23 protein-coding genes and 2 riboswitches are annotated in these 25,975 nt (G+C 72.2%); of the genes, 15 read left to right on the top strand and 8 right to left on the bottom strand.

What is annotated here, in order from left to right; genetic code table 11:
* On the bottom strand, positions 1-784 hold a 784-nt coding region (locus H291_RS0103430; RefSeq protein ID WP_026365351.1), incomplete at its 3' end, for an SDR family oxidoreductase.
* A 136-nt stretch (positions 785-920) separates the two neighbouring features.
* On the opposite strand from H291_RS0103430, the gene H291_RS0103435 reads away from it, so the two are divergent.
* Both H291_RS0103435 and H291_RS0103440 read left to right on the top strand, forming a co-directional pair.
* The gene (locus H291_RS0103435) at positions 921-1,601 is read left to right on the top strand and encodes a PAS and ANTAR domain-containing protein (protein ID WP_020013584.1); all 681 of its coding nucleotides are present in this window, start codon (positions 921-923) and stop codon (positions 1,599-1,601) included.
* A 33-nt stretch (positions 1,602-1,634) separates the two neighbouring features.
* Complete coding sequence (locus H291_RS0103440) at positions 1,635-2,489, top strand: endonuclease/exonuclease/phosphatase family protein (RefSeq protein WP_020013585.1); 855 nt, start codon at positions 1,635-1,637, stop codon at positions 2,487-2,489.
* A 41-nt stretch (positions 2,490-2,530) separates the two neighbouring features.
* Here the strand turns inward: H291_RS0103440 and H291_RS0103445 are convergent, their stop codons facing one another.
* Both H291_RS0103445 and H291_RS28480 read right to left on the bottom strand, forming a co-directional pair.
* On the bottom strand, positions 2,531-2,941 hold the full coding sequence (locus tag H291_RS0103445) for a VOC family protein (RefSeq protein ID WP_033325648.1): 411 nt from the start codon (positions 2,939-2,941) through the stop codon (positions 2,531-2,533).
* Between the two features lie 219 nt (positions 2,942-3,160).
* Entirely contained in the window at positions 3,161-3,556 is a 396-nt protein-coding gene (locus H291_RS28480; protein WP_020013587.1) for a hypothetical protein, read from the bottom strand.
* Between the two features lie 190 nt (positions 3,557-3,746).
* On the opposite strand from H291_RS28480, the gene H291_RS0103455 reads away from it, so the two are divergent.
* The 6 genes from H291_RS0103455 to H291_RS0103480 all read left to right on the top strand — a co-directional run bounded on the left by H291_RS0103455 (position 3,747) and on the right by H291_RS0103480 (position 10,616).
* Complete coding sequence (locus H291_RS0103455; protein WP_026365352.1) at positions 3,747-4,652, top strand: LysR family transcriptional regulator; 906 nt, start codon at positions 3,747-3,749, stop codon at positions 4,650-4,652.
* A gap of 75 nt (positions 4,653-4,727) precedes the next feature.
* Positions 4,728-4,845: riboswitch (glycine riboswitch) on the top strand.
* 162 nt (positions 4,846-5,007) lie between these two features.
* The gene (gene gcvP, locus H291_RS0103460; RefSeq protein WP_084467698.1) at positions 5,008-7,992 is read left to right on the top strand and encodes an aminomethyl-transferring glycine dehydrogenase; all 2,985 of its coding nucleotides are present in this window, start codon (positions 5,008-5,010) and stop codon (positions 7,990-7,992) included.
* An 87-nt stretch (positions 7,993-8,079) separates the two neighbouring features.
* On the top strand, positions 8,080-9,249 hold the full coding sequence (gcvT, locus tag H291_RS0103465; RefSeq protein WP_020013590.1) for a glycine cleavage system aminomethyltransferase GcvT: 1,170 nt from the start codon (positions 8,080-8,082) through the stop codon (positions 9,247-9,249).
* 20 nt (positions 9,250-9,269) lie between these two features.
* The gene (gene gcvH / locus H291_RS0103470) at positions 9,270-9,641 is read left to right on the top strand and encodes a glycine cleavage system protein GcvH (protein WP_020013591.1); all 372 of its coding nucleotides are present in this window, start codon (positions 9,270-9,272) and stop codon (positions 9,639-9,641) included.
* A 207-nt stretch (positions 9,642-9,848) separates the two neighbouring features.
* Positions 9,849-10,073: a helix-turn-helix domain-containing protein gene (locus H291_RS0103475; protein WP_026365353.1), complete on the top strand. Its 225-nt coding sequence runs from the start codon at positions 9,849-9,851 to the stop codon at positions 10,071-10,073.
* 117 nt (positions 10,074-10,190) lie between these two features.
* Positions 10,191-10,616 (top strand): (deoxy)nucleoside triphosphate pyrophosphohydrolase, encoded by a 426-nt coding sequence (locus tag H291_RS0103480; protein WP_020013593.1) that lies wholly within the window; start codon positions 10,191-10,193, stop codon positions 10,614-10,616.
* 25 nt (positions 10,617-10,641) lie between these two features.
* On the opposite strand, the gene H291_RS28485 is transcribed toward H291_RS0103480, so the two are convergent.
* On the bottom strand, positions 10,642-11,463 hold the full coding sequence (locus H291_RS28485; RefSeq protein WP_084467701.1) for a 2-phosphosulfolactate phosphatase: 822 nt from the start codon (positions 11,461-11,463) through the stop codon (positions 10,642-10,644).
* A 155-nt stretch (positions 11,464-11,618) separates the two neighbouring features.
* Between H291_RS28485 and H291_RS0103490 the strand changes: the two genes are divergently transcribed.
* The 7 genes from H291_RS0103490 to H291_RS0103520 all read left to right on the top strand — a co-directional run bounded on the left by H291_RS0103490 (position 11,619) and on the right by H291_RS0103520 (position 21,351).
* Entirely contained in the window at positions 11,619-15,281 is a 3,663-nt protein-coding gene (locus H291_RS0103490) for a phosphodiester glycosidase family protein (RefSeq protein WP_232215980.1), read from the top strand.
* 9 nt (positions 15,282-15,290) lie between these two features.
* On the top strand, positions 15,291-15,509 hold the full coding sequence (locus tag H291_RS0103495) for a hypothetical protein (protein ID WP_020013596.1): 219 nt from the start codon (positions 15,291-15,293) through the stop codon (positions 15,507-15,509).
* Between the two features lie 255 nt (positions 15,510-15,764).
* The gene (locus tag H291_RS0103500; RefSeq protein WP_020013597.1) at positions 15,765-17,009 is read left to right on the top strand and encodes an extracellular solute-binding protein; all 1,245 of its coding nucleotides are present in this window, start codon (positions 15,765-15,767) and stop codon (positions 17,007-17,009) included.
* A 73-nt stretch (positions 17,010-17,082) separates the two neighbouring features.
* Entirely contained in the window at positions 17,083-17,958 is an 876-nt protein-coding gene (locus H291_RS0103505) for a carbohydrate ABC transporter permease (RefSeq protein WP_020013598.1), read from the top strand.
* The gene (locus tag H291_RS0103510) at positions 17,958-18,881 is read left to right on the top strand and encodes a carbohydrate ABC transporter permease (RefSeq protein WP_020013599.1); all 924 of its coding nucleotides are present in this window, start codon (positions 17,958-17,960) and stop codon (positions 18,879-18,881) included. The genes H291_RS0103505 and H291_RS0103510 overlap by 1 nt, the downstream gene beginning before the upstream one ends.
* Before the next feature lie 94 nt (positions 18,882-18,975).
* A riboswitch (SAM riboswitch) is annotated at positions 18,976-19,092 on the top strand.
* A 37-nt stretch (positions 19,093-19,129) separates the two neighbouring features.
* Entirely contained in the window at positions 19,130-20,041 is a 912-nt protein-coding gene (locus H291_RS0103515) for a methylenetetrahydrofolate reductase (protein WP_232215981.1), read from the top strand.
* Between the two features lie 119 nt (positions 20,042-20,160).
* Complete coding sequence (locus tag H291_RS0103520; protein ID WP_020013601.1) at positions 20,161-21,351, top strand: golvesin C-terminal-like domain-containing protein; 1,191 nt, start codon at positions 20,161-20,163, stop codon at positions 21,349-21,351.
* Positions 21,352-21,405: 54 nt separating this feature from the next.
* Here H291_RS0103520 and H291_RS0103525 read toward each other — a convergent pair whose 3' ends face one another.
* The 4 genes from H291_RS0103525 to H291_RS0103540 all read right to left on the bottom strand — a co-directional run bounded on the left by H291_RS0103525 (position 21,406) and on the right by H291_RS0103540 (position 25,798).
* Positions 21,406-21,960, bottom strand: a complete 555-nt coding sequence (locus H291_RS0103525; RefSeq protein ID WP_020013602.1) for a hypothetical protein — start codon at positions 21,958-21,960, stop codon at positions 21,406-21,408.
* A 13-nt stretch (positions 21,961-21,973) separates the two neighbouring features.
* On the bottom strand, positions 21,974-22,615 hold the full coding sequence (locus H291_RS0103530; protein ID WP_020013603.1) for a lysophospholipid acyltransferase family protein: 642 nt from the start codon (positions 22,613-22,615) through the stop codon (positions 21,974-21,976).
* Between the two features lie 152 nt (positions 22,616-22,767).
* Positions 22,768-24,642: a glycoside hydrolase family 2 protein gene (locus H291_RS0103535; protein ID WP_051109375.1), complete on the bottom strand. Its 1,875-nt coding sequence runs from the start codon at positions 24,640-24,642 to the stop codon at positions 22,768-22,770.
* Positions 24,643-24,760: 118 nt separating this feature from the next.
* On the bottom strand, positions 24,761-25,798 hold the full coding sequence (locus tag H291_RS0103540; RefSeq protein ID WP_026365356.1) for a LacI family DNA-binding transcriptional regulator: 1,038 nt from the start codon (positions 25,796-25,798) through the stop codon (positions 24,761-24,763).
* Positions 25,799-25,975: the final 177 nt, after the last annotated feature.

The raw sequence follows: 25,975 nt of genomic DNA on the forward strand, positions 1-25,975 counted from the left end.
AGACGAACGCGGGTGCCACCTCGGCGGGCTGCCCGGCCCGGCCGAGCGGGGTGTCGGTGCCGAACACGGTGATCTTCTCCTCGGGCTGGGTCGCGGGCTGCAGCGGGGTCCAGATGGGTCCGGGCGCGACGGCGTTCACCCGGATGCCTCGCGGCCCCAGCTCGGCGGCGAGGTTGACGGTGATGTTGTTGATCGCGGCCTTGGTGGCCGCGTAGTCGAGCAGTGACGTGGACGGCTGGTAGGCCTGGATCGACGAGTTGTTGATGATGGAGCTGCCCGAACCCATGTGCCCGAGCGCGGCCTGCGTCACCCAGAACAGGGCGTACAGGTTGGTCTTGAGCACCCGGTCGAGCTCCTCGGTGGTCACGTCCGCGACCGACCGCCGCCGCGCCATCTGGTATCCCGCGTTGTTGACCAGCACGTCGATGCCGCCCAGCTCGCCCGCAGCCCGGTGCGCCACGCCGCGCGCCGTCGGCTCGTCCCGCAGGTCGCCCGGCAGCAGGGAGCACTGACGTCCCGCGTCGCGCACCAGCTCCGCCGTCGCCCGGGCGTCGTGCTCCTCCTCGGGCAGGTACGAGATCGCGACGTCGGCGCCCTCCCGCGCGAACGCGATGGCGACCGCCCGGCCGATCCCGGAGTCCCCGCCGGTCACCAGGGCCTTGCGGCCCACGAGCTTCTCGCTGCCGACGTAGCTCGTCTCGCCGTGGTCGGGGGCGGGGTCCATCTGGTCCGTGGCACCCGGCGGGTTCTGCTGCTGCGGTGGGAACGCCTGGTCCTGGCTCATGTCGTCCTCCATCGTCGTGCGACGTCTCGACGGCTCCTCGTTGAACCCGATTCACGCTAGCCCGAGGCCCGACCGGCCGCACATCCCGTACGCTCGGAGCCACCAAGCCAGGCGTATCAGCCCAGCAAGGAGCCTCGTGAACCCTGTACCGACGCCCGACGAGCCCACGATCGTGGACGACGCCGAGGAGGTGCTCGCCGGCGGTAGCCGGTCACCGGTCGGTAGGTACCGGCTCGACCTGTCCACGGGCGAGTGGGCGTGGTCGGACGAGGTATACGTGATGCACGGCTTCGAGCCGGGCGAGGTCGTGCCGACGACGCCCCTGCTGCTCTCGCACAAGCACCCCGACGACCGCGCCCGCGTGGACGGCGTGCTGCGGCAGGCGGCCGAGAGCGGGCAGCCGTTCAGCTCGGTGCACCGGATCGTGGATGCCCGGGGCGAGGCGCGGACGCTCGCGGTGACCGGGCAGGGCCACCGCGACCCGGAGTCCGGCGGGGTGACCGAGCTGTTCGGTTACTACATCGACGTCACCGAGTCGCAGCGGGAGGCGGCGGCCCGCGACGCGACCGCCTCGATCCGGGCCTCTGCGGAGCGCCGCGCGGTGATCGAGCAGGCCAAAGGCGTGCTGATGGTGGTCTACGGCGTCGAGGAGGAGGAGGCGTTCGACCGCCTGCGCGAGGCGTCGAACGCGGCGAACGTCGCGGTTCGGGAGATCGCCGTCACGCTGGTGCACCTGATCTCCGGCCCGGGCATCACCGTGTTCCCCACCCGCGAGGCGATCGACGCCTTCCTCGCCGACCCGGTCGTGCCGGGGTAGCGCTTCCCGCCCGCCGGGCCCAGGATCGTGCACGTGCGCATCGCCACGTTCAACGTCCAGCACGGCCTCGGCCCCGACGGCCGCGTCGACAACGACCGCCTGGCCCAGGCCGTCGCAGCGCTCGACGCCGACGTCGTCGGGCTGCAGGAGGTGGACCGCGGGCAGTCGCGGTCCGGGGGAGCGGACCAGGCGGCACTGTGCGCGGCGGCGATGGGCGCCGTCGACCACCGGTTCCGGCCGGCGCTCGCCGGCCCGTTCCGCTACCCCGGTGTCCGACGCCGCGCCCGGCGCGCCGACCGGCCCGGCGCCCCCGGCTACGGCATCGCGCTATTGTCGCGCTTTCCGGTGCTGAGCTGGCACAGCGTGCTGCTGCCACCCGCGACGCCCTGGGTCTGGGGCCGGGTGCAGCTCGGCACCGACGAGCCACGGGTGGCGCTCGCGGCCCGGGTCGACGCGCCGTCCGGCCCGGTCACCGTGGTCTGCACCCACCTGAGCGTGTACCGGTTCTCCGCCGTCGGCCGGGCGGCCGGGATAGCGCGCCGCGCCGTCGGCTACCGCCGGGGTGCGCCCGGCGAGCGGCAGGCGGAGCACCAGGTGGACTACCTGCGGCGACGGCTCGTGGGGCTGCCACGTCCCCTGGTGCTGCTGGGCGACTTCAACCTGCGCGGATCTGTTCCGGCCGACCGCACGGGCTGGCGCCCGCTCGGGATCGGCGACACGTTCCCGCGGCACGACCCCCGGTTCCAGATCGACCACGTGCTGCTCGACGACGACACGGGCATCCGGGCCGACGCCGCGGCCGGCGTTCCTGGTCCCGCCGCCGTCGGCCGGGTCGTGGACACCGGTGTCTCGGACCACCGCGCACTGGTCGTGGACGTGGCCTTCTAGCCGCGCCCCGCCGCCCGCTACCTCCCGTCAGCCGGCCACCGTCAGCCCACGAAGACGCAGAACGGGTGACCCATCGGGTCGCCGAACACGTAGAGCGGCTCCTCCGGGTCGTCCGACCGGTCGTAGAGCAGCGTCGCGCCGAGCGCGAGGGCGTGGTCGCGCGCCGCGACCAGCGCGTCGACGTCCGGCACAGTTGTGTCGAGGTGGAGCTGCTGCGGGATGCCGGACTCGGGCCATGTCGACCGCGGCAGGTCGTAGACCTGCTGGAACGCGAGGTGCGCGCCGTCGTCGTTGCGCAGCACCAGCCAGTCGTTGCCGTTCGGGTCGGGGTCGCCCTCCGGCGGCGGCTCGTCGCCGGGGCGGTACGCGAGCTCGAACAGCTCCCGGTAGAACTCGGCGAGAGCGCGGGCGTCCGTGGTGTCCAGCACCACCTGTCGGATACGCGGGGTCATGGTGCCAGCGCACCACATCCCACCCCCCGCGTAACCCGCGCTGCCGCCCGGCGCGAACGTAGGGTTCGTCGGCGTCTGAGCGCTCAGAAGGCGACGAAGCCTACGTTCGACCGAAACAGAGCAGAGGGCGACGAAGCCTACGTCCGACCGAGACAGACGTGCCCCGCCGGATCCGGGGGGAGACACCGGATCCCGCGGGGCACGCCCCGACGTCGTGCGTCAGGCGGCCTCGGCGTACGCGCGGTAGCTGACCGCGGGCCGCGGCGCGGGCGCGTCGTCGACGAGGTGGTCCGGGACGTGGTCGGGCACCACGTCGGTGACGGTGTCCTCGACGACCCGCAGCGCGGCCGCCTCCTTGGCGGCGCGCTTCTTGCCGCGCACCACGGTGAACACCGCGTTCACGCCGATCAGGAGGGCGGCCATGTTCGACGCGGCGGACGGCCAGATGCCGTTGGCGGCGGCCACGCTGAGCAGGGTCATGGCGGCCAGCATGTTGGTCCCCTGGAACGCGAGGGAGTCGGCGCTCCAGCGCCCGCGGCTGACCATGGCATAGGCCACGAGGCCGGCGATGGCGCCAACCCAGCCGAGGACGGTGACGACCAGCATGAGGGACATGAGGAACTCCTGGGGAAACTGCTCGAAACGATTCGAGGAGGTGGCGGAGACCGAGATACGGTGTCCAGGGGGAAGGGGGTGGCCGGCGGTCCGGGAGGAGCTTGGTCCGGCCGCTGCCAGGATCAATCATGAGTCACTTGCGCCTTCAGCACAATCGAATGTTTGTGACTCCGGGATGTAGCATCGCTACATGGCCACTGACCCGCGAAGACTCGCTTTCCTCCTTGCCGTGCACCGTGCCGGCGGGGTGCTCGCGGCGGCCGACCTGCTGCACGTGACGCCGTCCGCGGTGTCGCAGCAGATCGCCCGGCTGGAGGCCGAGGAGGGCATCGACGTGCTGGATCGCGGGCCTCGCGGCGTGACCCTCACACCCGCCGGCCGGGTGCTCGCCGATGCGGCCGAGCGCATCGAGGCGGAGCTGGTCCAGGCGCGGCAGGCCGTCGCCGCCCTGGAGGGCGAGCTCACGGGCCGCATCTCGATCGGGTCCATCCAGACGGCGATCCGTACCGTCATCGCGCCGATGCTCGTCTCGCTCGTCGAGCGGCACCCGCACATCGAGGTCGACGTGCAGGAGTACGACCCGATCGAGTCGGTACGCCGGCTGCGGGCGGGTGACCTGGACGCCGTGGTGCTGGAGCGTGACGTGGCCGTCGACGCCCCGGCGCCGCGCGGGGCGCACGACGTGCCGCTGCTCGACGAGCCGTGGCGCATCGTGGTGCCCACCAGCCTGCCCGAGCCGGAGCGGCTCGACGACCTCGCCACGCTCGCCTGGGTGGGTCCGCAGGCGGAGTCGGCGGCCGAGCGCGCGCTGAGCCGGCTGGCCGCCCAGCTCGGCACCACGTTCGAGACCCGGCACGCGTACAACGACTTCGACACCGCCATCTCGTTGGTCGCCGCCGGCCAGGGCGTCGCGATGCTGCCCGCGCTGGCCCTCCAGCGGGAGGTGCCGGACAACGTCGTCGTCGTGTCGCTCGCCGGGCTCGGCTCGCGCCGGCTCGTGGTGCGGCACCGGCAGAACCGGCACGAGCCCGGCCCGATCGTCCGCGCGGTGGTGGACGAGATGGTCCTCGCAGCGCGCGAGATCGACCTGGGGTAGCGGCGGCTACGATGTCCGCATAACTGAACATCTTCAACGGCCCTGGCTCGCTCAGCCGACCAGGACCGTGCCGCCAGAACCGCGGCGGGAGAGTCCGGCCCCGCGCCGTCGTCGTCCGACGCCGCGCGAACCGGCGCCGAAGGAGCAAGTTCCTCCCCGGGAATCTCTCAGGCCCCCGTACCGCCGCGGTGAGGCAACTCTGGAAAGCGAGCCGCCGCCGCGGGCAACCGGGCGCGGCGGCTCCACCGACGGTGCAAGCCGGCGCGTCCCGCCCTCCTCCCCGACGCCGGGAGGGAACAAGACGGACCGGCAAAACTCTCAGGTCGACGCGTGCCCGCGAGCGGGCAGGAGTCCGATGACAGAGCGGGGAGGGACCGCAGTCGTCCCCACGCCCTCGGACAGCCAGGAGCCCGCCGTGAGCACGCCCCACAATTCCGACGTCTTCGACCCCGACGTCTTCGCCGACCGGCATCTCGGCCCGCGCGGCCGCGAGGTCCGCACCATGCTGGACCAGCTCGGCATCGACACGATGGACACCCTCGTCGACCGGGCCGTCCCCAAGGCGATCCGCACCCAGGCGCCGCTGGACCTGCCCGCCGCCCGCACCGAGGCCGAGGTGCTCGCCCACCTGCGCGAGCTCGCGGGCAAGAACCAGGTCAAGACCCAGATGATCGGGCAGGGCTTCTACGGCACGCACACGCCCGCCGTCATCCGCCGCAACGTGCTCGAGTCGCCCGCCTGGTACACGGCCTACACGCCGTACCAGCCGGAGATCAGCCAGGGCCGCCTGGAGGCGCTGCTCAACTTCCAGACCGCGGTCGAGGACCTGACGGGCCTCGAGATCGCGAACGCCTCCCTGCTCGACGAGGCCAGCGCCGTGGCCGAGGCCGTGGCCCTGATGTGGCGCGCCTCGCGCGCCAAGGAGGGCTACGTCGTCCTCGACGCCGACCTGTTCGGCCAGTCGCTCGCCGTGGCGCGGGGCCGCGCCGAGGCCATCGGCCTCCCGGTCGTCGTCGCGGACCTCTCGAACGGCCTCCAGGCCGGCCTGCCCGCCGAGCTGCCGGCCGGCCAGCTGGTCGGCGTCGTGCTGCAGCAGGCCGGGGCGTCCGGCCGGGTGCTCGACGCCCGCGCCGTGGTCGCCGAGGCCAAGGAGGCCGGCGCGCTCGTCACCGTCGCCACCGACCTGCTCGCCCTGACGCTCCTGGTCAGCCCCGGTGAGCTCGGCGCGGACATCTCCGTGGGCTCCGCGCAGCGCTTCGGCGTCCCGCTGTTCTACGGCGGCCCGCACGCCGCCTACATGGCCGTGAAGAAGGGCCTGGAGCGGCAGCTCCCCGGCCGCCTGGTCGGCGTCTCGATCGACGTCGACGGCGCCGCCGGCTACCGCCTCGCGCTGGCCACCCGCGAGCAGCACATCCGCCGCGAGAAGGCCACGAGCAACATCTGCACCGCGCAGGCCTTGTTGGCCATCGTGGCCAGCATGTACGCGGTCTACCACGGGCCCGAGGGGCTCCGGGCGATCGCGACCCGCGTCCACGGGCACGCCGTGTCCCTGGCCGGGGGCCTCCGCGCCGCCGGGGTCGACGTCGAGCACGACGTCTTCTTCGACACCGTCCGCGCCGCGGTCCCGGGCAAGGCCCAGGAGATCGCCCGCGCGGCGGCCGACGCCGGCTACAACCTCTACGTGCCGGACGCCGACCACGTGCAGATCAGCGCCGACGAGACCACCACGGCCCAGGACGTCGCGAACGTGCTCGCCGTGCTCGCCGGCCGCCCCGTCGAGGCGACCGTCCCGGCGACGTCGTCCGTGCTGCCCGCCGAGGTGACCCGGACGACCGCGTTCCTGGAGCACCCGATCTTCCACCAGCACCGCTCCGAGACCAGCATGCTGCGCTACCTGCGCAAGCTCTCGGACAAGGACCTGGCGCTCGACCGCACCATGATCCCGCTGGGCTCCTGCACCATGAAGCTCAACGCGACCGCCGAGATGGAGGCCATCTCCTGGCCCGGCTTCGCGGACATCCACCCGTACGCCCCCGTCGACCAGACGCAGGGCTACACGGAGCTCGTCACCGCGCTCGAGAGCCAGCTCGCCGAGATCACCGGCTACGCCGCCGTCTCCGTGCAGCCCAACGCCGGCAGCCAGGGCGAGTTCGCCGGCCTGCTCGCGATCAAGGGCTACCACGCATCCCGCGGCGAGGAGAGCCGCGACATCGTGCTCATCCCGGCCTCCGCGCACGGCACCAACGCGGCGTCGGCGGCGCTCGCGGGCCTGCGCGTCGTGGTCGTGGCCACCGCCGACGACGGCGAGATCCTGCTCGACGACCTGCGCGCCAAGCTCGACCAGCACGGCCCCCAGGTCGCGGGCATCATGATCACCTACCCGTCCACGCACGGCGTGTACGAGGAGCACGTGCGCGAGGTCTGCGACCTGGTGCACGAGGCCGGCGGCCAGGTGTACATCGACGGCGCCAACCTGAACGCGCTGGTCGGCCTCGCCAAGCCGGGCGAGTTCGGCGGCGACGTCTCGCACCTGAACCTGCACAAGACGTTCTGTATCCCGCACGGCGGCGGCGGCCCGGGCGTGGGCCCGGTCGCGGTGGCCGAGCACCTCGTGCCGTTCCTTCCCGGGGACCCGACGCCGGGGGTCTCGACAGGCTCGACCAGCGCTGGGGCAGGCTCGACCAGCGGAGGGGCGGCCGGCATCCCCGTGGCGTCCACCCGCTACGGCTCGGCCGGCATCCTGCCGATCTCGTACGCCTACGTGGCCCTCATGGGACCCGACGGGCTGACCGAGGCGACCAAGGCCGCCGTCCTCACCGCCAACTACGTGGCGAGCCGGCTCGACCCGCACTTCCCCGTGCTCTACACCGGCCCGAACGGTCTGGTCGCGCACGAGTGCATCCTCGACCTGCGCAAGATCACCGCCGAGACCGGCGTGACCGCGGAGGACGTCTCCAAGCGCCTCATGGACTACGGCTTCCACGCCCCCACGCTCGCGTTCCCGGTGCCGGGCACGCTCATGGTGGAGCCCACGGAGTCGGAGGACCTGGCGGAGCTCGACCGGTTCGTCGACGCGATGATCGCCATCCGCGGCGAGATCGACGCCGTCGCCGCCGGCCGCTGGACCGCCGAGACCTCGCCGCTGCGCGGGGCGCCGCACACGGCGGCGTCGGTCATGACGGACGAGTGGGACAAGCCCTACTCGCGCGAGCTGGCCGCGTTCCCCGTGGCGTCGCTCCGCGGGAACAAGTACTGGCCGCCGGTGCGGCGCATCGACGGGGCCAAGGGCGACCGCAACCTCGTGTGCGCGTGCCCGCCCGTCGAGGCCTTCGCCGAGTGACCTGTCAGAACACGCCGCCCGTGTCAGACGTACAGGTCACCCGGGTGACCTGTACGTCTGACACGTCGCCGACGAGAGGATTGATCCATGGGTGAGGACCGCAAGACCCCGCTCCACGACGAGCACGTGGCGCTCGGGGCGTCGATGACGCCGTTCGGCGGCTGGCTCATGCCGCTGCGCTACACGTCCGACCTGGCCGAGCACCGCGCGGTGCGCGAGGCCGCCGGTCTGTTCGACCTGTCGCACATGGGCGACATCAGCGTGACCGGGCCGGACGCCGCGGCGTTCCTCGACCACGCGCTGGTCGGGTACATCTCGAAGGTCCGCGAGATGGGCGCGCGCTACTCGATGATCTGCGCCGAGGACGGCAGCGTGCTGGACGACCTGATCGTCTACCACAACGCGCCCGGCGAGTACTCCGTCATCGCCAACGCGTCCAACGCCGAGCTGGTCCTGGCCAAGCTCCAGGAGCGCACCGCCGGGTTCGACGTGGTGCTCAAGGACATCCAGCCCGGCCAGGCACTGATCGCCGTGCAGGGTCCGCGGGCCGTCGAGATCATGCTCGCCACCGCGGGCCTGGTGGAGGACGCCGAGATCTCGGGCGGCACCGCCTTCGCCGACCTCAAGTACTACGCGTGCATGGGCATGCGGTTCGAGGGCACGCCCGTGCTCGTGGGCCGCACCGGGTACACGGGCGAGGACGGGTTCGAGATCTGGGTCTCCGCCGACAAGGCCGTCGCGCTGTGGCGCGCGTTCCTCGCCGCCGGCGAGCCCCTCGGGCTGGTTCCGGCCGGGCTCTCGGCCCGCGACTCGCTGCGCCTCGAGGCCGGCATGCCGCTCTACGGCCACGAGCTCGACACCACCACCACGCCGTTCGAGGCGGGGATGGGCCGCGTGGTGCGGCTCGACAAGGTGTCCGACGACGGCACGCCGGTCGACTTCGTCGGTCGCGCCGCCCTGGCCGCCCGCAAGGAGTCGGCGCCCGCGCGCGTGCTCGTCGGGCTGCGCGGCGAGGGCCGTCGTCCCGCCCGCGCCGACTACGAGGTGGTGCAGCGCGGCGTCGGCACCGAGGTGGGCGCCGTCGTGGGCCGCGTGACGTCGGGCGCGCCGTCCCCCACGCTCGGCTACCCGATCGCGATGGCCTACGTGACGCCCGAGGTGTCGGCCGAGGGCACCGAGCTCGCCGTCGACGTGCGCGGCCGGGCCGAACCGTTCGTGGTCGTGCCCATGCCGTTCTACCGTCGTCCCCAGAACTGACCTACACGCAAGGAGCTGTCATGGCTGACTTCCCCGAGAACCTGAAGTACACCACCGAGCACGAGTGGCTGGACCAGTCCACTCCCGCCGTCATCGGCGTGACCGACGTCGCGGCCGAGGCGCTCGGCGACGTCGTCTACCTGGAGCTGCCCGAGGTGGGCGCCACGATCGAGGCGGGCTCGGTGGTCGGCGAGATCGAGTCCACCAAGTCGGTGTCCGAGCTCTACTCCCCGGTGAGCGGCACCGTCACCGAGGTGAACTCGGAGGCCGTGGACAACCCGGAGATCGTCAACCAGGACCCGTACGGCAAGGGCTGGCTCTTCAAGGTCGAGGTGACCGGCGCCGGCGAGCTGCTCTCCGCGGCCCAGTACGCGGAGCACACCGGGAGCTGACCGGCCTCGGGCCTGCTGGCCCTTCGGGCGAAACCGCCCTCCGACGTGCACTTTCATGCGCTCGGGGGGCGGTTTTGGTCTCGGAAAGATAACGGTCAAGAAGTTCTTGCAGAACCGCGTCATGAATCTGCGCCCGCCGAGTCCTTCTCATAGCAGCAACCGTAGGCCGGAACCCCAGAACCGGCCGCTGTGTGGAGGAAAACGACCATGACCGCGATGACCCTTGACCACCGTCTCCCCAGCCTCACTCGTCGTGAGCGGGTGATCCTGGCGAACCTCACCGAGGACGCCACTCTCGAGCAGATCGCTCGACGCCTGTACGTCACCCGCAACACGGTGAAGACGCAGGTCCGCAGCGTGTACCGCAAGCTCGGCGTGTCCTCGCGCGCGGAGGCGATCGCCAAGGCGAACGAGTTCGAGATCGTCGCCTGACACGCAGCAGTAAACCCGACGACGGCGCCGTTCCCCAGAGGCGCCGTCGTCGTGCTGTATCCGGGTGGTGGTGAGCCGCAGGGCCGCCACCGTCCGGCCGGTGGGAGACTGCTCCGCATGCAGGAGACCCTCATCGACGTGGTGGCCGCCGCGATCGTGGACCACCTGGACCGCCCGACCCGGCTGCTCGCCGCCCGGCGGTCCGCGCCGGAGTCCCTCGCCGGTCGCTGGGAGCTCCCGGGCGGCAAGGTGGAGCCCGGCGAGACGCCGCTCGACGCGCTGCGCCGGGAGCTCGCCGAGGAGCTCGGCGTACGGGTCGTCGTGGGCACCGAGGTGCCCGGACCCACCGACGGCGCGTGGCCCATCACGGCCCGGCACCGGATGCGGGTGTGGTTCGCGCTGCCCGAGCACGGCACGCCGGAACCGCTCCAGGACCACGACGAGCTGCGCTGGCTGACGGCGGACGAGCTCGACGACGTGCCCTGGCTGGCCGGCGACGTGCAGATCGTGCGCGCCCTGGCGCCCTACCTCGCGCCGAGGTAGCAGGCCCCTGTCGAGAAGCGGGCGCTCAGCGCGCGCCCGCGCCCACGTTCCTGCGCCCGCGGGCCGCGGCGACGCGGTGCCCCAGCGGCACGAACGCGCCGTCCATCAGCACCGGCACCACGTCGGTGGCGTCCACCTCGGTGGCGATCGTGACGTCGTCGGCGAACCCGGAGTCGAGCAGCTCGCGGCCGCTCGCCGTGCCGCCTACGGAGTCGGCGATGTCCTTGGTGCCCTTCCACAGCGTGACCGTGGCCTCGGTCTCGGGGGAGATGCTCACGTCGGGCAGCATCGAGGTGAGCCGCGAGGCGATGGAGCCAACGGCCAGGTAGTCCTCGAGCGCGGGGCGCAGCGTGTCGTCCGGCCAGCGCTCGCCCACCGGCACGAGCACCACGTCGTGCCGCTCGGACGCGTCCAGGTGCGCGGCCGCGAGACCGGCGACGGCCTTCGCGTTGCGCAGGCTGCCCGCGACGATCAGGGCGCCGCGGTTCGCGATGGTGTGGCAGATCTGGGCGGCGCTCGGGGACGGGATGACGAGGCGCTCGGCGTCGAGGTCCTGCAGCGACGCGGGCGAGATGCTGATGCCGTCCTCCCACCGCGGGCCGGCGAGGGCCGCGCGCATGGTGCGCGCCAGCCGGGCCGCCCCGGCGGGGTCGTGGTACGGGAACGGGTACACGCCGGCGCCCTGTTCACAGGCGACGGTGACCGTGGTCGAGAAGGAGAGCACGTCCACGACGACCACGAGCGACGAGCGCGCATCGGTGGCGGTGAGGGCGAGAGCGCCTGAGATGCCCCAGTCCGTGCGCACACGGGCAGGACGCTGGTCGAAGGCCGGGGACGTGTTTGCCACGAAGGCATCGTAGTGTCACCCGAACTCGCCCATGTTTCGCGTTCAGTGAACAACGTTGCGATTCGGGTGATATTCACACATTGGTCGTTGGGTCATAACCTCGCCGCGCAAGCCTGCCGCAGACCGCTCCCCCCGAATCCCCAGAAGGAACGAGCATGCGACCAGACATGGCATCGGTGCGCCCGAAAAAGCCGCGAGGAATTGTCACCAAAGCGCTGACCTGCACAGTTACCGCAGCATTCCTCGTCGCACCGGGCAGCGCCGCCTTCGCGGCGCCGCTCCCGGCCCCCGAGGACGTGCCGCGCGCCGCCGCCGCGCTGAGCGCTCCGGTCCCCTTCGCGAGCGCTCCGCTCGTCTCCGGGGCGTCGGCCGAGAAGTCCGGAGAAGTCACCCCGCTGGACCTCGACGACGACGGCGCCGCGATCGTCACGCGCCGCGAGGAGCGCCGGATCGCGCCCGGCCTGGAGCTCACCCGGTTCGCGCGGCTGGGCGAGAACGGCTGGCTCAGCGGCGAGGTGCTCGTCGCGGACCTCGGCGCACCGGGGGCCGACGGCGTCGTGCCGAAGGGCAAGGTGCAGGTGGGCTACGTGGGCCCCGAGCACGTGGCCGGAAACGCCACGGTCTCCCAGATGGCGGCCGCGCGCGGCGCGATCGCCGCGATCAACGGCGACTACTTCGACATCAACAACTCGGGCGCCGCCCTCGGCGCGAGCGTCGACGACGGCACGCTCCTCAAGTCGGCGTCCCCGGGCCGTGAGCGCTCGGTCGTGATCGGGTCCGACCCTTCGACAGGCTCAGGGCAGCGCGCCGTCGGGCGGCTGGCCCAGCTCTTCCTGGAGGGCTCGGTGAACTGGGCCCCGGCCGACAGCGGTACGCGCACCGAGGTGCCGGTCAACGGCCTGAACGTCACCGCCCTGCCGTCCGGCGGCGTCGCCGTGTTCGACGCCGGATGGGGCGCCTTCACCCGCACGCGCCCCCTGGCCGCGGGCGAGCAGGGCGTCGAGGTGACGGTCTCGGCGGACGGCACCGTGACCGCCGTCGGGCAGCCCGCCGGCGGGCAGCTGCCGGCCGGGACGCGCGCCGTCGTGGCGCGGCCCGGGGCCGCGGCCGACGCGCTCGCGACCCTGCGCCCGGGCGACCGGGTCGACCTGGCCTACGGCCTGCGCGAGGACGCGGGCGACGTCGCGGTCGCCATCGGCGGCGGCGTCGAGGACCCGCTGCTGGAGGACGGCGAGGTCACCTCCGCGACCGGCGACCACGTGGAGCTGCGCCACCCGCGCACCGCGGTGGGCTTCGACGAGTCCGGCACCCGCGCGTACTTCGTGGTGGTCGACGGCCGCCAGACCCACAGCATCGGCATGAACCTGTACGAGCTCGGCGGCCTCATGGCCCAGCTCGGCGCCGACGACGCGATCAACCTCGACGGCGGCGGCTCCTCCGAGATGGTCGCCCGGCTCCCCGGGGATGCCGCCAACACCATCCTGAACAGCCCGTCCGACGGGTTCGAGCGGTCCGACGCGAACGGCCTCGGCCTGTACGTCCCGGCCGGTTCGGGCCGCGTCGCGGCGTACGACGTGCGCACCACGGTCCCGGCCGACGACGCCGACCGGGTCTTCCCGGGCCTGCACCGCACGCTGGTGGGCAAGGGGTACGACGACGCGATGGGCCCCGTCGCTACCGAGCCCTCCTCCTGGCGCGCCCGCAACGGCGCCGTCGCCTCGGTGCGCGACGGCGTGGTGACCGGCCGGAGATCAGGCAGCACCGTCGTCACCGCGGCGTCCCTGAGCCGCTGGGGCCTGGCCACCGGCACCACCGAGGTGGAGGTGCTGGGCGACCTCGTCCGCACGGGCGTGGACACCCCCGTCGTCGGGCTGGAGAACGCCGACGCGACCGCGCCGCTGGTCCTGACCGGCTACGACGCCGAGGGCTTCACCGCCCCGATCGAGGCGCGGGACGTCACCGTGACGGCCGTCGAGCCGGGCGAGCCCCGGATCGCCGGGGTGCGCGCGAGCCGCCAACCGGTCGCCGAGCTCGTCCCGGCCGCCGACGGCTCCTTCGAGGTCCGCGCGCTCGCCGAGGTGGGCGGCACCACCTTCGAGCTGTCCGTGCCCGGCCCGGACGGGACCACGCTGACCACCCGCGTGGCGGTGACGGTCAGCCTGGAGGAGGACGTCGTCGCCGACTTCGCCGACGCTGCCTCCTGGACCTCGGCCAACGACCGCGCGCCGGGCGGCACCCTCGCCCCCGCGGCCGGGCACGACGGCGCGGCCGGCCTGCGCATGACCTACGACTTCACGCGGTCCACGGCCACGCGCGGCCAGTACGCGGTGCTGCCCGAGTCCGCGGCGGGCGGCCGTGAGCTGCCCGGCGCGCCGCGAGCGGTGACCATGTGGGTGGACGGCGACGGCCACGGCGCCTGGCTGCGGCTCCAGGTGCGGCAGGGCGACGGCGTCGTTACGCAGCTCGACGGGCCCGAGGTCACCTGGACCGGCTGGCGGCAGGTCACGTTCCCGGTGCCCGACGGCGTCGCGTTCCCCCTGAAGCTGCAGCGCGTGCGCGCGCTGGAGACCACGGCGGGCGAGCAGTACACGGGCGCGCTGACGCTGTCCTCGATCGCCGCGCAGGTGCCGCCGGCGGTGGACGCGCCCGAGGCGCCCCGCGTCGAGGACGCGGTCGTGGCTGCCGACGGCGGTACCGACGACGCGCCCCTGCGGGTCGCCGTGCTGTCCGACGCCCAGTTCGTCGCGCGCGACCCGGAGTCGGGCGCGGTGGCCGGGGCGCGTTCGGCGCTGCGCGAGATCGTGGCCGACGACCCCGACCTGCTGGTCATCAACGGGGACCTGGTGGACGAGGCCGCACCCGAGGACTTCGACCTCGCGCGGCGCGTCCTGAACGAGGAGCTCGCCGACGCGGACTTCCCCTGGTACTACCTGCCGGGCAACCACGAGGTGATGGGCGGTTCGATCGCGAACTTCGAGGAGGAGTTCGGCGAGCGCACCCGCGTGCTCGACGTCCCGACGCCGGGCCGGTCCGGCGGCACCACGCGCCTCGTCATGCTCGACTCGTCGGCCGGCCGCCTGGGTGCCGACTTCGCCCAGGTCCAGATGTTGCGCGAGGCGCTCGACGACGCGGCGACCGACCGGGCCGTCACCGGCGTCGTGGTGTTCGCGCACCATCCGCTCGACGATCCGCTGCCGACCAAGGCCAGCCAGCTCACCGACCGCCTGGAGGCCGACACGCTGCGCGGCTGGTTCGAGGACTTCGAGGAGACGTCCGGCAAGTCGGTCGCGTCGGTGGGCTCCCACGTGGGCGTCTTCCACGCGAGCACGCAGGACGGCGTCCCGTACCTGGTCAACGGCAACTCCGGGAAGAGCCCGGCGAGCACCCCGGCTGACGGCGGCTTCACGGGCTGGTCGATGCTGGGCGTGCGGCCGGCGTCGGGCAAGACCTCGGGCGGCGGCCGCTGGTCCACGGACCCGTGGCTCACCTGGGAGGTCAACACGCGCGCCGAGCAGGTCACGCTCTCCGGGCCGGAGGCGCTGCGGGTGGGCGGCTCCGCGCCGGTGAGCGCCGTCGTCGTGCAGGACGGGTCCCGTGAGGTGCCGGTCGCGTGGCCGGTCTCGGCGAGCTGGGGCGGGACCGGCGTGTGCGTGACCGACGAGCAGGGCCGCGCCGCCCTGCGGGACTGCTCGCGCCGCGCGGTGCTCGCGCTCGACCCCGCCACGCACGAGCTGACGGCCCTGCGCCCGGGGCGCGCCACGGTGACCGTCACGGTCAACGGGGCGCGCGGCGAGCTCATGGTCACCACGAGCCGGTAGATTTACCTCATGAGCAACTTCGAGGTGGCCCGCAGGCAGAAGCAGGAGCCCACGGCGGCGCTGGTGGTTCGCTTCATCGTGTGCTTCGCCCTGTTCCTGGGCGGGTTCGCGCTGATGGCCGTCGGCTCGATCGGTGACGCTGCGTCGTCGCCCTACCTGTTCGTCGGCGGCATCCTCGCCGTCGGCCTGTCGTTCGGCCTGCCGATGATCGGCGCCACCGAACGATAGAAGCACGTGCGGCGCCCGCCCGGTCCTGACCGGGCGGGCGCTGCCGCATCTCCGCACCCACGACGGCGGCCCTCGAGGCCTGCCGGAACAGGGCCGCAGCCGCGTGCTGCGGCCCTTTTTGCTGCCGCCGCGCCGAGCGGCCGAACCCTCGCGACACGCCGCGTCACCCGTTTGTCACAGGTTTGTTAGAACCATTGACAGATTATGACCCAAGTGAAAACGTGACCTGCACCACCACGACGGAGAGGGACGGCAATGGCGCAGTACAAGAGGCTCGGCGGGATCATGGCGATCACGCTCGCCGCTACGACCGGACTGACGGCCTGCGGGTTCGGCGGGTCCACCGGGGAGGCGACCGGTGACGGTACGACTCTCGACCTGCTCGTCCCCAGCTACTCCGACGCCACCCAGGGGAACTGGGACGACGTGATCGCCGGGTTCGAGGAGGCGAACCCCGACATCGACGTGAACCTCCAGGTCGAGTCATGGGACAACCTCGAGTCCGTCATCGCCACCAAGATCCAGGGCGGCGACGCACCCGACATCTACAACGGCGGCCCCTTCGCCGGATTCGCCGAGGACGAGCTGCTGTACCCGGTCGAGGACGTCACCTCTGACGAGACCTACGCCGACTTCCAGCCGACGTTCCTGGAGAACGCCCAGGTGGGCGGCACCACCTACGGCCTGCCGTTCATCGCTTCGGCCCGTGCGCTGTTCGTCAACGACGCGCTCCTGGAGGAGGCGGGCGCCGACGTGCCCGCCACCTGGGACGAGCTGCTCGAGTCCGCCAAGAAGGTCTCCGACCTCGGCGGCGGCGTGGCCGGCTACGGCATGCCGCTCGGTTCCGAGGAGGCGCAGGCCGAGGCCGCGGTGTGGCTGTGGGGCGGCGGCGGCAGCTTCGGCGACGCCGAGTCCATCACGATCGACACCCCCGAGAACCTCGCGGGCGCCGAGTTCGTCAAGAAGATGATCGACGAGGGCGCCACGCAGGCCGACGCCGGCGCGACGGACCGCAGCCCGCTGTTCGACATCTTCGTGCAGGGCAAGGTCGGCATGCAGATCGGCCTGCCGCCGAGCGTCGGGCAGATCGAGTCCGACAACCCCGACCTGGAGTACTCCATCCACCCGATCCCCACCGAGGACGGCTCGCCGTTCACGCTGGGCGTCGCGGACCACCTGATGGCGTTCCAGAACGACGGCGACAAGCAGGAGGCCATCACCGCCTTCTTCGACTACTTCTACACCGCCGACGTCTACGTGCCGTGGGTCCAGGCCGAGGGCTTCCTGCCCACCACCCTGTCGGGCTCGGAGCAGCTCGCCGGCGAGGAGGCCCTGGCGCCGTTCCTCGAGGTGCTGCCGGACGCGCAGTTCTACCCGAGCACCAACCCGGGCTGGGCCTCCGCGGACTCCGCGTTCAAGGCGCTCTTCGGCCAGCTGGACGGCAAGAAGTCCGCCCAGGACGTCCTGACGGAGATCCAGGAGCAGGTCGACGCGGGCTGATGCCCGCACCGACCGCCGTGCCCGGCACGGCCTGCCACGAACGACGCCGAACGAAAAGCAACAGGGGAAACCGGTGAAGGACCTTGCCAAGGCCCTGCCGTGGATCGGGCCCGCGGTCGCACTCATTGCGGCCGTGGTCCTGTTCCCGGTAGGCCTGATGTTCTGGAACTCGACACGCGACATCAGCCAGAGCGGCGTGGACGACGGGGGAGTGGGCCTCGCGAACTTCGCGACGGTCATCGGCTTCCAGTACTTCTGGCCGATCCTCGGGCGCACGGTCGTGTGGGTCGTGGTGGTCGTCGGCTGCACCCTCATCGGGTCGCTGGCCCTGGCAGCGCTGCTGAACAAGGCGTTCCCGGGCCGGCGCCTGGTGCGGATGGCCGTCATCGTGCCGTGGGCCTCCAGCGTCGTCATGACCACGCTGGTGGTGCACTACGGGCTCGAGCCGTACTTCGGCATCATCAACTCGTTCCTCGTGGACGTGGGCCTGATCAGCACGCCGGAGGGCTACGGCTGGACGCGGCACCCCGGTACCGCGTTCGCGTGGGCGATGGCGGTGGCCGTGTTCGTGTCGCTGCCGTTCACCACGTACACGATCCTGGCCGGCCTGCAGACGGTTCCCGGCGAGACCGTCGAGGCCGCGCGCATCGACGGTGCCAGCGGCCCGCGGACCTACTTCAGCGTGGTGCTGCCGCAGCTACGGGGCGCCATCTCGGTAGCAGTGCTGATCAACATCATCAACGTGTTCAACTCGCTGCCGATCCTGCGCGTCATGACGGGGTCCATCCCCGGGTACGACGCCGACACCGTCATGACCATGATCTTCAAGTACATGCAGAACCAGCGGCAGATCGACCTGGCCAGCGCGCTGTCCGTCATCGCGTTCCTGGTGGTCATCGCGATCGTCGCCGTCTACGTGCGGGTCGTCCGCCCCCTGGAGGAGGTCTGATGACCGCGATCACCGACTCGGGGACCACCCCGCGCAAGGCGACCCGGCCGCCGTCGGACAACCGCCAGAGGGTAAGGAAGTACACGAGCGACCAGGTGCCGCTGGGGTCCCTGCTGCTGCGGCTGCTGGCCGGGCTCGTGGTGCTGGTGGTGTTCCTGCTGCCGTACCTGATCATGTTCTTCGGCTCGGTGAAGACGAAGGCCGAGATCAGGTCGGTCGATCCCACCTACTTCCCCACCGAGTGGCACTGGGACAACTACGTCACCATGTGGTCCACGCCCGAGACGCCGCTGGCGCAGAACCTGATCTCCACCCTGGTGATCTCGCTGTGCGCCACGCTGCTCGTGCTCGCCGTGGCGCTGCCGGCGTCCTACTACACGGCGCGGTTCCGGTTCCGGGGGCGGCTGCTCTTCCTGTTCCTCGTGATCGTGACCCAGATGGTGCAGCCCGCGGTGCTCACCTCGGGCCTGTTCCGCCAGTTCATCGCCCTCGGGATCCTCGACACGTGGGCAGCGATGATCCTGGTCAACGCGGCGTTCAACCTGTCGTTCGCGGTCTGGATCATGCACAGCTTCTTCGCCGGCATCCCCAAGGAGGTCGACGAGGCGGCGCAGCTCGACGGCGCGGGCACGTTCGCCGTGCTGACCAAGATCAACCTGCCGCTCGTCTGGCCGGGGATCGTCACGGCGGTCGTGTTCACGTTCGTCGCCTCGTGGAACGAGTTCGCCGCCTCGCTGGTGCTGCTGACGACGGCGGGCAACCAGCCGCTGTCCGTGGCGCTCACCAAGTTCGTGGGGCAGTACGAGACGTCCTGGCACTACGTGTTCGGCGTGTCCGTCGTGGCGATCGTGCCCGTGGTGATCCTGTTCATGATCATCGAGAAGCGCCTTGTCGGCGGCCTGGTGGCCGGTTCCGTGAAGTAGCGGGCAGGCCCGGTCCACGCTCCGTGGACCGGGCCGTCTCGACCGCCGGACGAATTCTGTCCCAGTGCTGGACGGTCGCTTAGCATGGTGGCGAACCCCATCCAGAGCGGTCGAGAGTCCTGGCTCCCTGACACCGCAGCAACCTGCCGACCCGGCACCGCGTCGCCGCGGGACCGAGAAGGCAAGGTGCTCACGCCAGGTTCGATGGAGCAGCCATGGTCGCCGAGCCGCACCCACACCGTCCCACCGTGTCGTTCGAGCTGATGCCCCCGCGTCGGCCGAACGCCGCGCCCAACTTCTGGGAGACGGCGCAGCGGCTCGTGGCGGCCCGCCCGGACTTCGTGTCCGTGACCTACGGCGCGGCCGGCGGTGACCGGGCCACCGCGCGCGAGGTGCTCGCGACGCTGCTGCGGGGCACGCCCGTGCTCCCGGTGGCCCACCTGACCTGTGTGGGCGCGTCCCGCGAGGACGTGTCCGAGGTGATCGAGGAGTTCCTCGAGGCCGGCGTCCGGTCCTTCCTGGCACTGCGCGGCGACCCGCCCCGCGACGAGCCGGACTGGCGTCCGCCGGCCGACGGCGTGGGGTCCAGCATCGACCTGGTGCGGCTGCTGCGGCAGGTGGACGAGCGGCGCTGCGCCGCCGACGTCAGCACGGCGCTGCGCTCGGCCGCCCGCCCGCTGGCCATCGCCGTCGCCACGTTCCCGGACGGCAACCCCGGGGCGGGCACCACGCGCGAGCAGGAGGTACGCCGGCTCCTGGAGAAGCAGGAGGCGGGCGCGAGCTTCGCGATCACGCAGTTCTTCTACCGCGCGGACTCGTACACCGGGTTCGTCGAGGCGGCCCGGGCGGAGGGCGTGACCATCCCGATCCTCGCCGGGATCCTGCCCACCACCGAGGCCCGCCGCCTGCGCCGCGTCCAGGAGCTCACGGGGGTGGCGGCGCCCGCCGAGCTCCTGCGGGACCTCGACCGGCTCACCGCGCCCGACGGCGGCGTCGACCCCGAGGCCCAGCACGCGCACGGCATCGAGTACTCCGCGGCGCTCGCGCGCGAGGTCCTCGACGCCGGCACGCCCGGCCTGCACGTGTACACGTTCAACAAGCACCGCCCCGCCCTCGACCTGCTGGAGCGGGTGGGTCTGTCGGGCCGCGCCGCCGCCTGACGCGGCATCGTGCGCGGGGTATACCCCGGATGTGATGTACCGGGGCGCTGCGGCGTCGGCCGATACTACGGATGAAAAATCGGCACGTACCAGCGCGACCGACCCGTGGAGGCCCCACCGTGCACGAACACGACCACAGCTCCACCGAGTGCAGTCCTGACAGCCACACCTCGCTGGGGCGGCGCGAGCTGCTGCGCGGCGCTGTCGTCCTCGGCATCGGTGCCGCGGGCGCGACGATCGCCGCGCCTGCCGGCGCCGCGGCGGCGCGGACGGCAGACGCCCCGCCGTCCCTGGCCCCGGACCCGGAGGCCCCCGCAGACGCCCCGCCGGGCGCGCTGGCCGGGGTGGAGGTGGCCGCGCCGACGATCGCGAGCTGCGCCACCTGGGGCGCCGCGGCGGCCCGCGGCACCATCGACACCGTCGCGGCCAACCCGAACAAGATCCTGATCCACCACACGGCGTCGGCCAACGTGACCGACTACTCGCAGGCCGCCGGGTACCAGATCGCCCGGGACATCCAGCAGTGGCACTTCGCCAACGGCTGGGTGGACACCGGCCAGCACCTCACGCTGAGCCGCGGCGGGTACGTCATGGAGGGCCGGCACGGCTCGCTGTCGCGGCTGCAGAACGGCAGCGGCACGGTCGTGGGCGCGCACGCCCCCGGCCAGAACAGCCAGGCCATCGGCATCGAGAACCAGGGCACCTACACGAGCGCGACGCCGCCCGCGCAGCTCTGGAGCCGGCTGGTCGAGCTGTGCGCCTACATCTGCGACCAGTACGGCATCGCGCCCACGCAGATCTACGGGCACCGGGACTACACGGCGACGGCCTGCCCGGGCGACGTCCTGTACTCGATGCTGCCGCAGCTCCGCTCCGAGGTGGCCGCGGCCCTGGCGGGCACGAGCTGGTCGGTGATCGTGGACAACACCTCGGCTGGCTTCTCCGCGGGCTCCGCGTGGCTCGCGTCGTCGTTCTCGGGCGAACGGTACGGCGCCGACTACCGCTACGCGACGCCCGCCGAGGTCAGCGACCTGGCGACGTACTCGGCGACGATCCCGTCGAGCGGCTCGTACCGGGTGGAGGCGTGGTTCCCGGGGATCGCGGGCTACAACACGTCGACGCCGTTCATCGTCTACACGGGCACCGGGTCGTCGACGATCCGGGTGGACCAGTCCGCGGGCGGCGGCGCCTGGCTCTCGCTCGGCACCTATGCGATGACGGCGGGCACGCGCACCGTCGTCGCCGTCAGCCGGTGGACGCAGGGCACGGCGTACGTCGTGGCGGACGCGATCCGCATCACGCGCCTCTGACCCCTGTGTCAGACGTACAGGTCACCCGGGTGATCTGTACGTCTGACACGTGCCTCAGCGGGGTGCCGGAGCCAGCGCCCGGAGCAGCTCGTCCGGCTCCGCGACGCCCACGAGCACGGACGTCGTCCTGACCTTCCGCAGCACCTGTACCCGTGCCGCGACGGGCCGGGACAGCTCGACCAGCACGGCGGGGGCCGTCGTCGCCCGGACCAGCGACACCCGGCCGGTGTCCTCGTCGAACGCGGCGCCGAGCTCCAGAGGAGCGGCCGCCGTCGGCCGGTGCACGGTCGCGGAGGCGACGTCGTCGAGCACGACGTCGACCGCGGCGACCCAGCCCAGCCGCAGCCGGGCCACGCCGTCGACCACGCGGTGCCGCGACCGGAGCGGCGAGACGAAGGCGGCCAGCAGCGCGGCCGTGAGCGCGCCGGCGACGACGTCGACGGCCAGGGCGACCGGGCGTGGCAGGAGGGCGGCGGCGACCAGGTGGAGCACGAGCACCTCGACCGCGCCGAGCGCCGCGACGCCGGCGACCAGCCCGAGCCAGGGCCCGCGCGTGCCCAGGCCGAACGTCCGGCTCGGACCGGACGACCGGCTCCGGCCCGCCGGCATGCTCAGGCGGCTCTCACTCGGCGCGCTCCTGGCCGCTCATCGCCTGGATGGACTGCATGACCTGCTCGGTCAGCTCCCGCCTCGCCTGGGCGGGCTTGGTACCGGCCGCGATCTGCCGCGAGGGGTCGATCGGGGTCCCGAAGTGCAGCTCGACGCGCGCGAACCGCGGCATCTTGCCGATGGGCTTGACCTTGTCCGTGCCCAGCAGGGCGACCGGGACCACGGGGGCCTTGCCGGTCAGGGCGAGCCACGCGACGCCCGTGTGCCCCTTGTGCAGCTTGCCGTCCCGGGAGCGGGTCCCTTCGGGGTAGATGCCGAAGGCGCCGCCGCGCTGGAGCACCGCCAGCGCGTCCTCCAGCGAGCGCTGCCCGGCGCGCGGGTCGTCCCGCTGCACCGGGATGTCGCCCATCTTGGTGAAGAACCATCGCGACAGGCGGCCCTTGATGCCCTTGCCGGTCCAGTACTCGGCCTTGGCCAGGAAGGCGACGTGCCGCGGAGCCATGATCGGGATCAGCAGCGAGTCGATGAACGACAGGTGGTTGCTCGCGAGGATCACGGCGCCACGCTTCGGGATGTTCTGCAGCCCAGTCACGCGCGGGCGCAGGAGCACGAGCACGAGGATCGAGAGGATGAGCTTGAGGAACCGGTACGTCACCGGCCTATTGTGCACCCCCCAAGCGCCGCTGTGGTCGGGGTGTTATGTGGTGAAAAATACTAAAGAGACCTACAAGGTGCACAGTCCGGTAGACGAGTCAGACGTACAGGTCACCCGGGTGACCTGTACGTCTGACACGTTGGCTCGCGAGGTCAGGAGGCCTCGTCGCCGCCCTTCTCGAAGGCGGCCGGACGCACCTGCACGGCGCGCACGCGGTCGACGTCGAGCTTGACGCTCCGGTCGAACCGGTAGATGCCGTTCTCCTCCTGGAACACGTCCGTCAGCTGCGTGTAGCAGTAGCCGAACATCCGCGGGTCGTCGAGCAGCGGGTCCGTCAGCCCGGCGAACCGGGTGTGGAACTCCTCCTCGTCGACGACGCGCTGGCCGTAGCCCCACGAGTCGGGCGAGCTGCCCGACGCGCTGGCCGCCGTCTCCGGGTTCCACCAGATGCCGCCGTACTCGCTGACGAAGTAGGGCTGGCCGTTGTACGGCTGCGAGATCGGCGTGCCGTTGTCCCGCTCGTTGCCGTACGGCTTGCCCTCGGCCAGGCCGCCCACCAGCTCGGTGAACTTGGCCGGGTCCTGCTCGTACAGGTGCGAGTCCCACACGTCCGTCTCGAGCACGCGGTGCGAGTAGCCGCTCGCGTCCAGTACGGGCCGCGACGGGTCCGCCACCTTCGTGGCCAGCCACATGGCGCGCGTCACGTCGTCGAGCTGCGTGATGCGGTCGTGCAGGTCCTGGTGCGTCTCGTTGAGCGGGCACCAGCCGATGATCGACGGGTGGTTGTGGTCGCGCTGCAGCGCCTCCAGCCACTCGGCGACGAACGACGTCGTCTGCTTCTGGCCGTCCTGCGGCGTGCCGTAGCCGCTGACGCCCCAGTCGCCGAACTCGCCCCACACGAGGTAGCCGAGCCGGTCCGCGTGGAACAGGTAGCGCTCCTCGAAGACCTTCTGGTGCAGGCGCGCGCCGTTGAACCCGGCTTCCAGGCCCAGCTCGATGTCGCGCACCAGCGCGGCGTCGGACGGCGCCGTCATGAGCGACTCCGGCCAGTAGCCCTGGTCCAGCACGAGCCGCTGGAACACGTGCTCGCCGTTGATCTTGATCGCCTGACCGTCGATCGAGACCGAGCGCAGGCCCGCGTACGAGCGCACCGAGTCCACCACGGCGCCGTCGGCGTCGCGCAGCTCGATGTCCACCCCGTAGAGGTGCGGGTCCGCCGTGCCCCAGGTGCGCACGCGGTCCGCCGGGACGACGACGCGCAGCGCCGGCGCCAGGTCGAGGTCGGCGCGCGCGGTGGCGCTCGCGACCTCGCCGTCGGCGTCGGTCACCGTGACGGAGACCGTGTAGCCCCGGCGGTTGGCCGAGAGCGGCACGACGACGTCGAACGCCGAGCTCGACAGGTCGGGCGTGATCCGCGGGCGGCGCACGTGCACGGCCGGCACGGGCTCCAGCCACACCGTCTGCCAGATCCCCGTGGTGCGCGTGTAGTTGCACTCGAAGTTGGCGTAGCGGTTGGACTGCTTGCCGCGGGCCTGCGGCCCGTGGCGCGTGTCCCGGGCCCGGACGACGACGGTCACGGTGTCGCCGGGGGCGGCGACACCGTGCAGGTCGGCCACGAACGGCGTGAAGCCGCCGCGGTGCCGCACCACCTCGGTGCCGTCGACCCACACGGTCGCGTCGTGGTCCACGGCCCCGAAGTGCAGCAGCACGTGGGGGTCGTCGCCGACGGCGGACCAGTCCGCGGGCACGGTGATCTCGCGGCGGTACCAGACCGCCTCGAGGAAGTCGGTGTTCTCGATGCCGGACAGCTCCGACTCCGGGGCGAACGGCACGGTGATCTCGGCCTGGAGCGGCCGCTCGACGAGACCGCGCTCCAGACCGGAGTCGCCCGCGTCGATCTCGAACTGCCAGGTTCCGTTGAGGTTGAGCCAGCGGTCCCGGACCAGCTGGGGCCGGGGGTACTCGGGGCGCGGGACGGCGGTCGCCGTCGGTGTGCCCTCGGGCGAGAAGCGGTCGAGGAAAGTCATCAGCTGCTCCATTGCGTCTACGACAGGTGCGCGGTGATTCAACACGTCTTCCGCCAAGAATGCAACGTTGTATCAACCGGGCGACCCGGCGACGCCCCGGACCAGGGGCGTCACCAGGTCACGCGCGGCTGCTCTCGCGAACCAGCAGGCGGTGCGGAACCACCTCGTCGACCGGCTCGACGGAGCGGTTCTCGAGCTGCGCGATGATCCGGTCCACCGCCGTCTCCGCGATCGCCCGCAGGTCGGGCGCCACCGTGGTCAGCGTGGGGTTCGAGAACCGGCCGTCCTCCGTGTTGTCCCAGCCGGTCACGGCGACGTCCTCGGGCACCCGCACCCCGTTGCGGCGCAGCGCGTACAGCGCGCCGAGGGCGAGCTCGTCGTTGGCGCACACGATGCCGTCGACCTGGTCGATCCGGGGCAGCACCGACTCCACGGTGGCCGCGCCGGCCGGCCGGGAGAACTGCGGGCACTGGAGCACCCAGCGCTCGTCGGCCTCCAGGCCGGCCGCGACGTGGGCGTCCAGGAAGCCCTGCACGCGCTGCGCACCCGTCCGGCCCGCGCCGGGCGGCTCCGCCCCCAGGAAGGCCAGCCGGCGTCGTCCGGTGTCCAGCAGATGCCTGGTGACCTGCGCCGCGGCGTCCACGTTGTCGATGCTCACGTGGTCCGTGCGGCGCTCGCGGGCGGGGTCCGGGTCGGCCCGCTCGCCCAGCAGCACCAGCGGCACGGTGCCGCGCACCTCGTCGACCTCGGCGGGGTTCAGCTCCAGCGGGGAGAAGATGATCCCGTCGATCGCCTGCACGTCGAACCCCCGCGCCACCTCCAGCTCGGTCTCGCGCGAGGACCGGGTCTCCTCGATGAGCACCCGGTAGCCCCGGTCGCCCCCGACGTCGATCATCTCGTGGGCCAGCACCGAGAAGTACGGCGCGTGCACCCACGGCACCGCCAGGGCGAGCGTGTTGGTGCGGCCCCGCCGCAGCTGGCGGCCGGCGAGGTTGGGCCGGTAGCCGAGCTCCGCGATCACCGCCTCCACGCGTGAGCGCGTGGCGTCCCCCACCCGGCCCGTGTCGTTGACGACGTTCGACACGGTCTTCCACGAGACCCCCGCCGCCGCCGCGACCTCTTTGATCCCTACCCGTCGGCCACCTTGCTCGGACAAGCTTCACTTCCTTCCACACCGCGCCTCTTGACTGGACGCCCGTCCTAGTCCATCGTGATCCAACGTTGGAGCGCAACGTTGCACCATTGGAGGTCGATGATGACCGTAGTACGAGGACGTGGCATTCCGGGCCAAGGAAGCCCCGAGGCCATGTCGAGAGCCCGCAGCCTCTTGGGC

Origin of the sequence: Promicromonospora sukumoe 327MFSha3.1, assembly GCF_000385135.1 — a bacterium.
Lineage (GTDB): Bacteria > Actinomycetota > Actinomycetes > Actinomycetales > Cellulomonadaceae > Promicromonospora > Promicromonospora sukumoe_B.

What these genes read in the sequence shown, in the direction of transcription:
- gcvT (WP_020013590.1), top strand. Translation starts at nt 8,080, where the DNA reads ATGGGTGAGGACCGCAAGACCCCGCTCCACGACGAGCACGTGGCGCTC.
- gcvH (WP_020013591.1), top strand. Translation starts at nt 9,270, where the DNA reads ATGGCTGACTTCCCCGAGAACCTGAAGTACACCACCGAGCACGAGTGG.
- H291_RS0103525 (WP_020013602.1), bottom strand. Translation starts at nt 21,960, where the DNA reads ATGCCGGCGGGCCGGAGCCGGTCGTCCGGTCCGAGCCGGACGTTCGGC.
- H291_RS0103455 (WP_026365352.1), top strand. Translation starts at nt 3,747, where the DNA reads ATGGCCACTGACCCGCGAAGACTCGCTTTCCTCCTTGCCGTGCACCGT.
- H291_RS0103480 (WP_020013593.1), top strand. Translation starts at nt 10,191, where the DNA reads ATGCAGGAGACCCTCATCGACGTGGTGGCCGCCGCGATCGTGGACCAC.
- H291_RS0103490 (WP_232215980.1), top strand. Translation starts at nt 11,619, where the DNA reads ATGCGACCAGACATGGCATCGGTGCGCCCGAAAAAGCCGCGAGGAATT.
- gcvP (WP_084467698.1), top strand. Translation starts at nt 5,008, where the DNA reads ATGACAGAGCGGGGAGGGACCGCAGTCGTCCCCACGCCCTCGGACAGC.
- H291_RS0103475 (WP_026365353.1), top strand. Translation starts at nt 9,849, where the DNA reads ATGACCGCGATGACCCTTGACCACCGTCTCCCCAGCCTCACTCGTCGT.
- H291_RS0103510 (WP_020013599.1), top strand. Translation starts at nt 17,958, where the DNA reads ATGACCGCGATCACCGACTCGGGGACCACCCCGCGCAAGGCGACCCGG.
- H291_RS0103495 (WP_020013596.1), top strand. Translation starts at nt 15,291, where the DNA reads ATGAGCAACTTCGAGGTGGCCCGCAGGCAGAAGCAGGAGCCCACGGCG.
- H291_RS0103500 (WP_020013597.1), top strand. Translation starts at nt 15,765, where the DNA reads ATGGCGCAGTACAAGAGGCTCGGCGGGATCATGGCGATCACGCTCGCC.
- H291_RS0103445 (WP_033325648.1), bottom strand. Translation starts at nt 2,941, where the DNA reads ATGACCCCGCGTATCCGACAGGTGGTGCTGGACACCACGGACGCCCGC.
- H291_RS0103535 (WP_051109375.1), bottom strand. Translation starts at nt 24,642, where the DNA reads ATGACTTTCCTCGACCGCTTCTCGCCCGAGGGCACACCGACGGCGACC.
- H291_RS28480 (WP_020013587.1), bottom strand. Translation starts at nt 3,556, where the DNA reads ATGTCCCTCATGCTGGTCGTCACCGTCCTCGGCTGGGTTGGCGCCATC.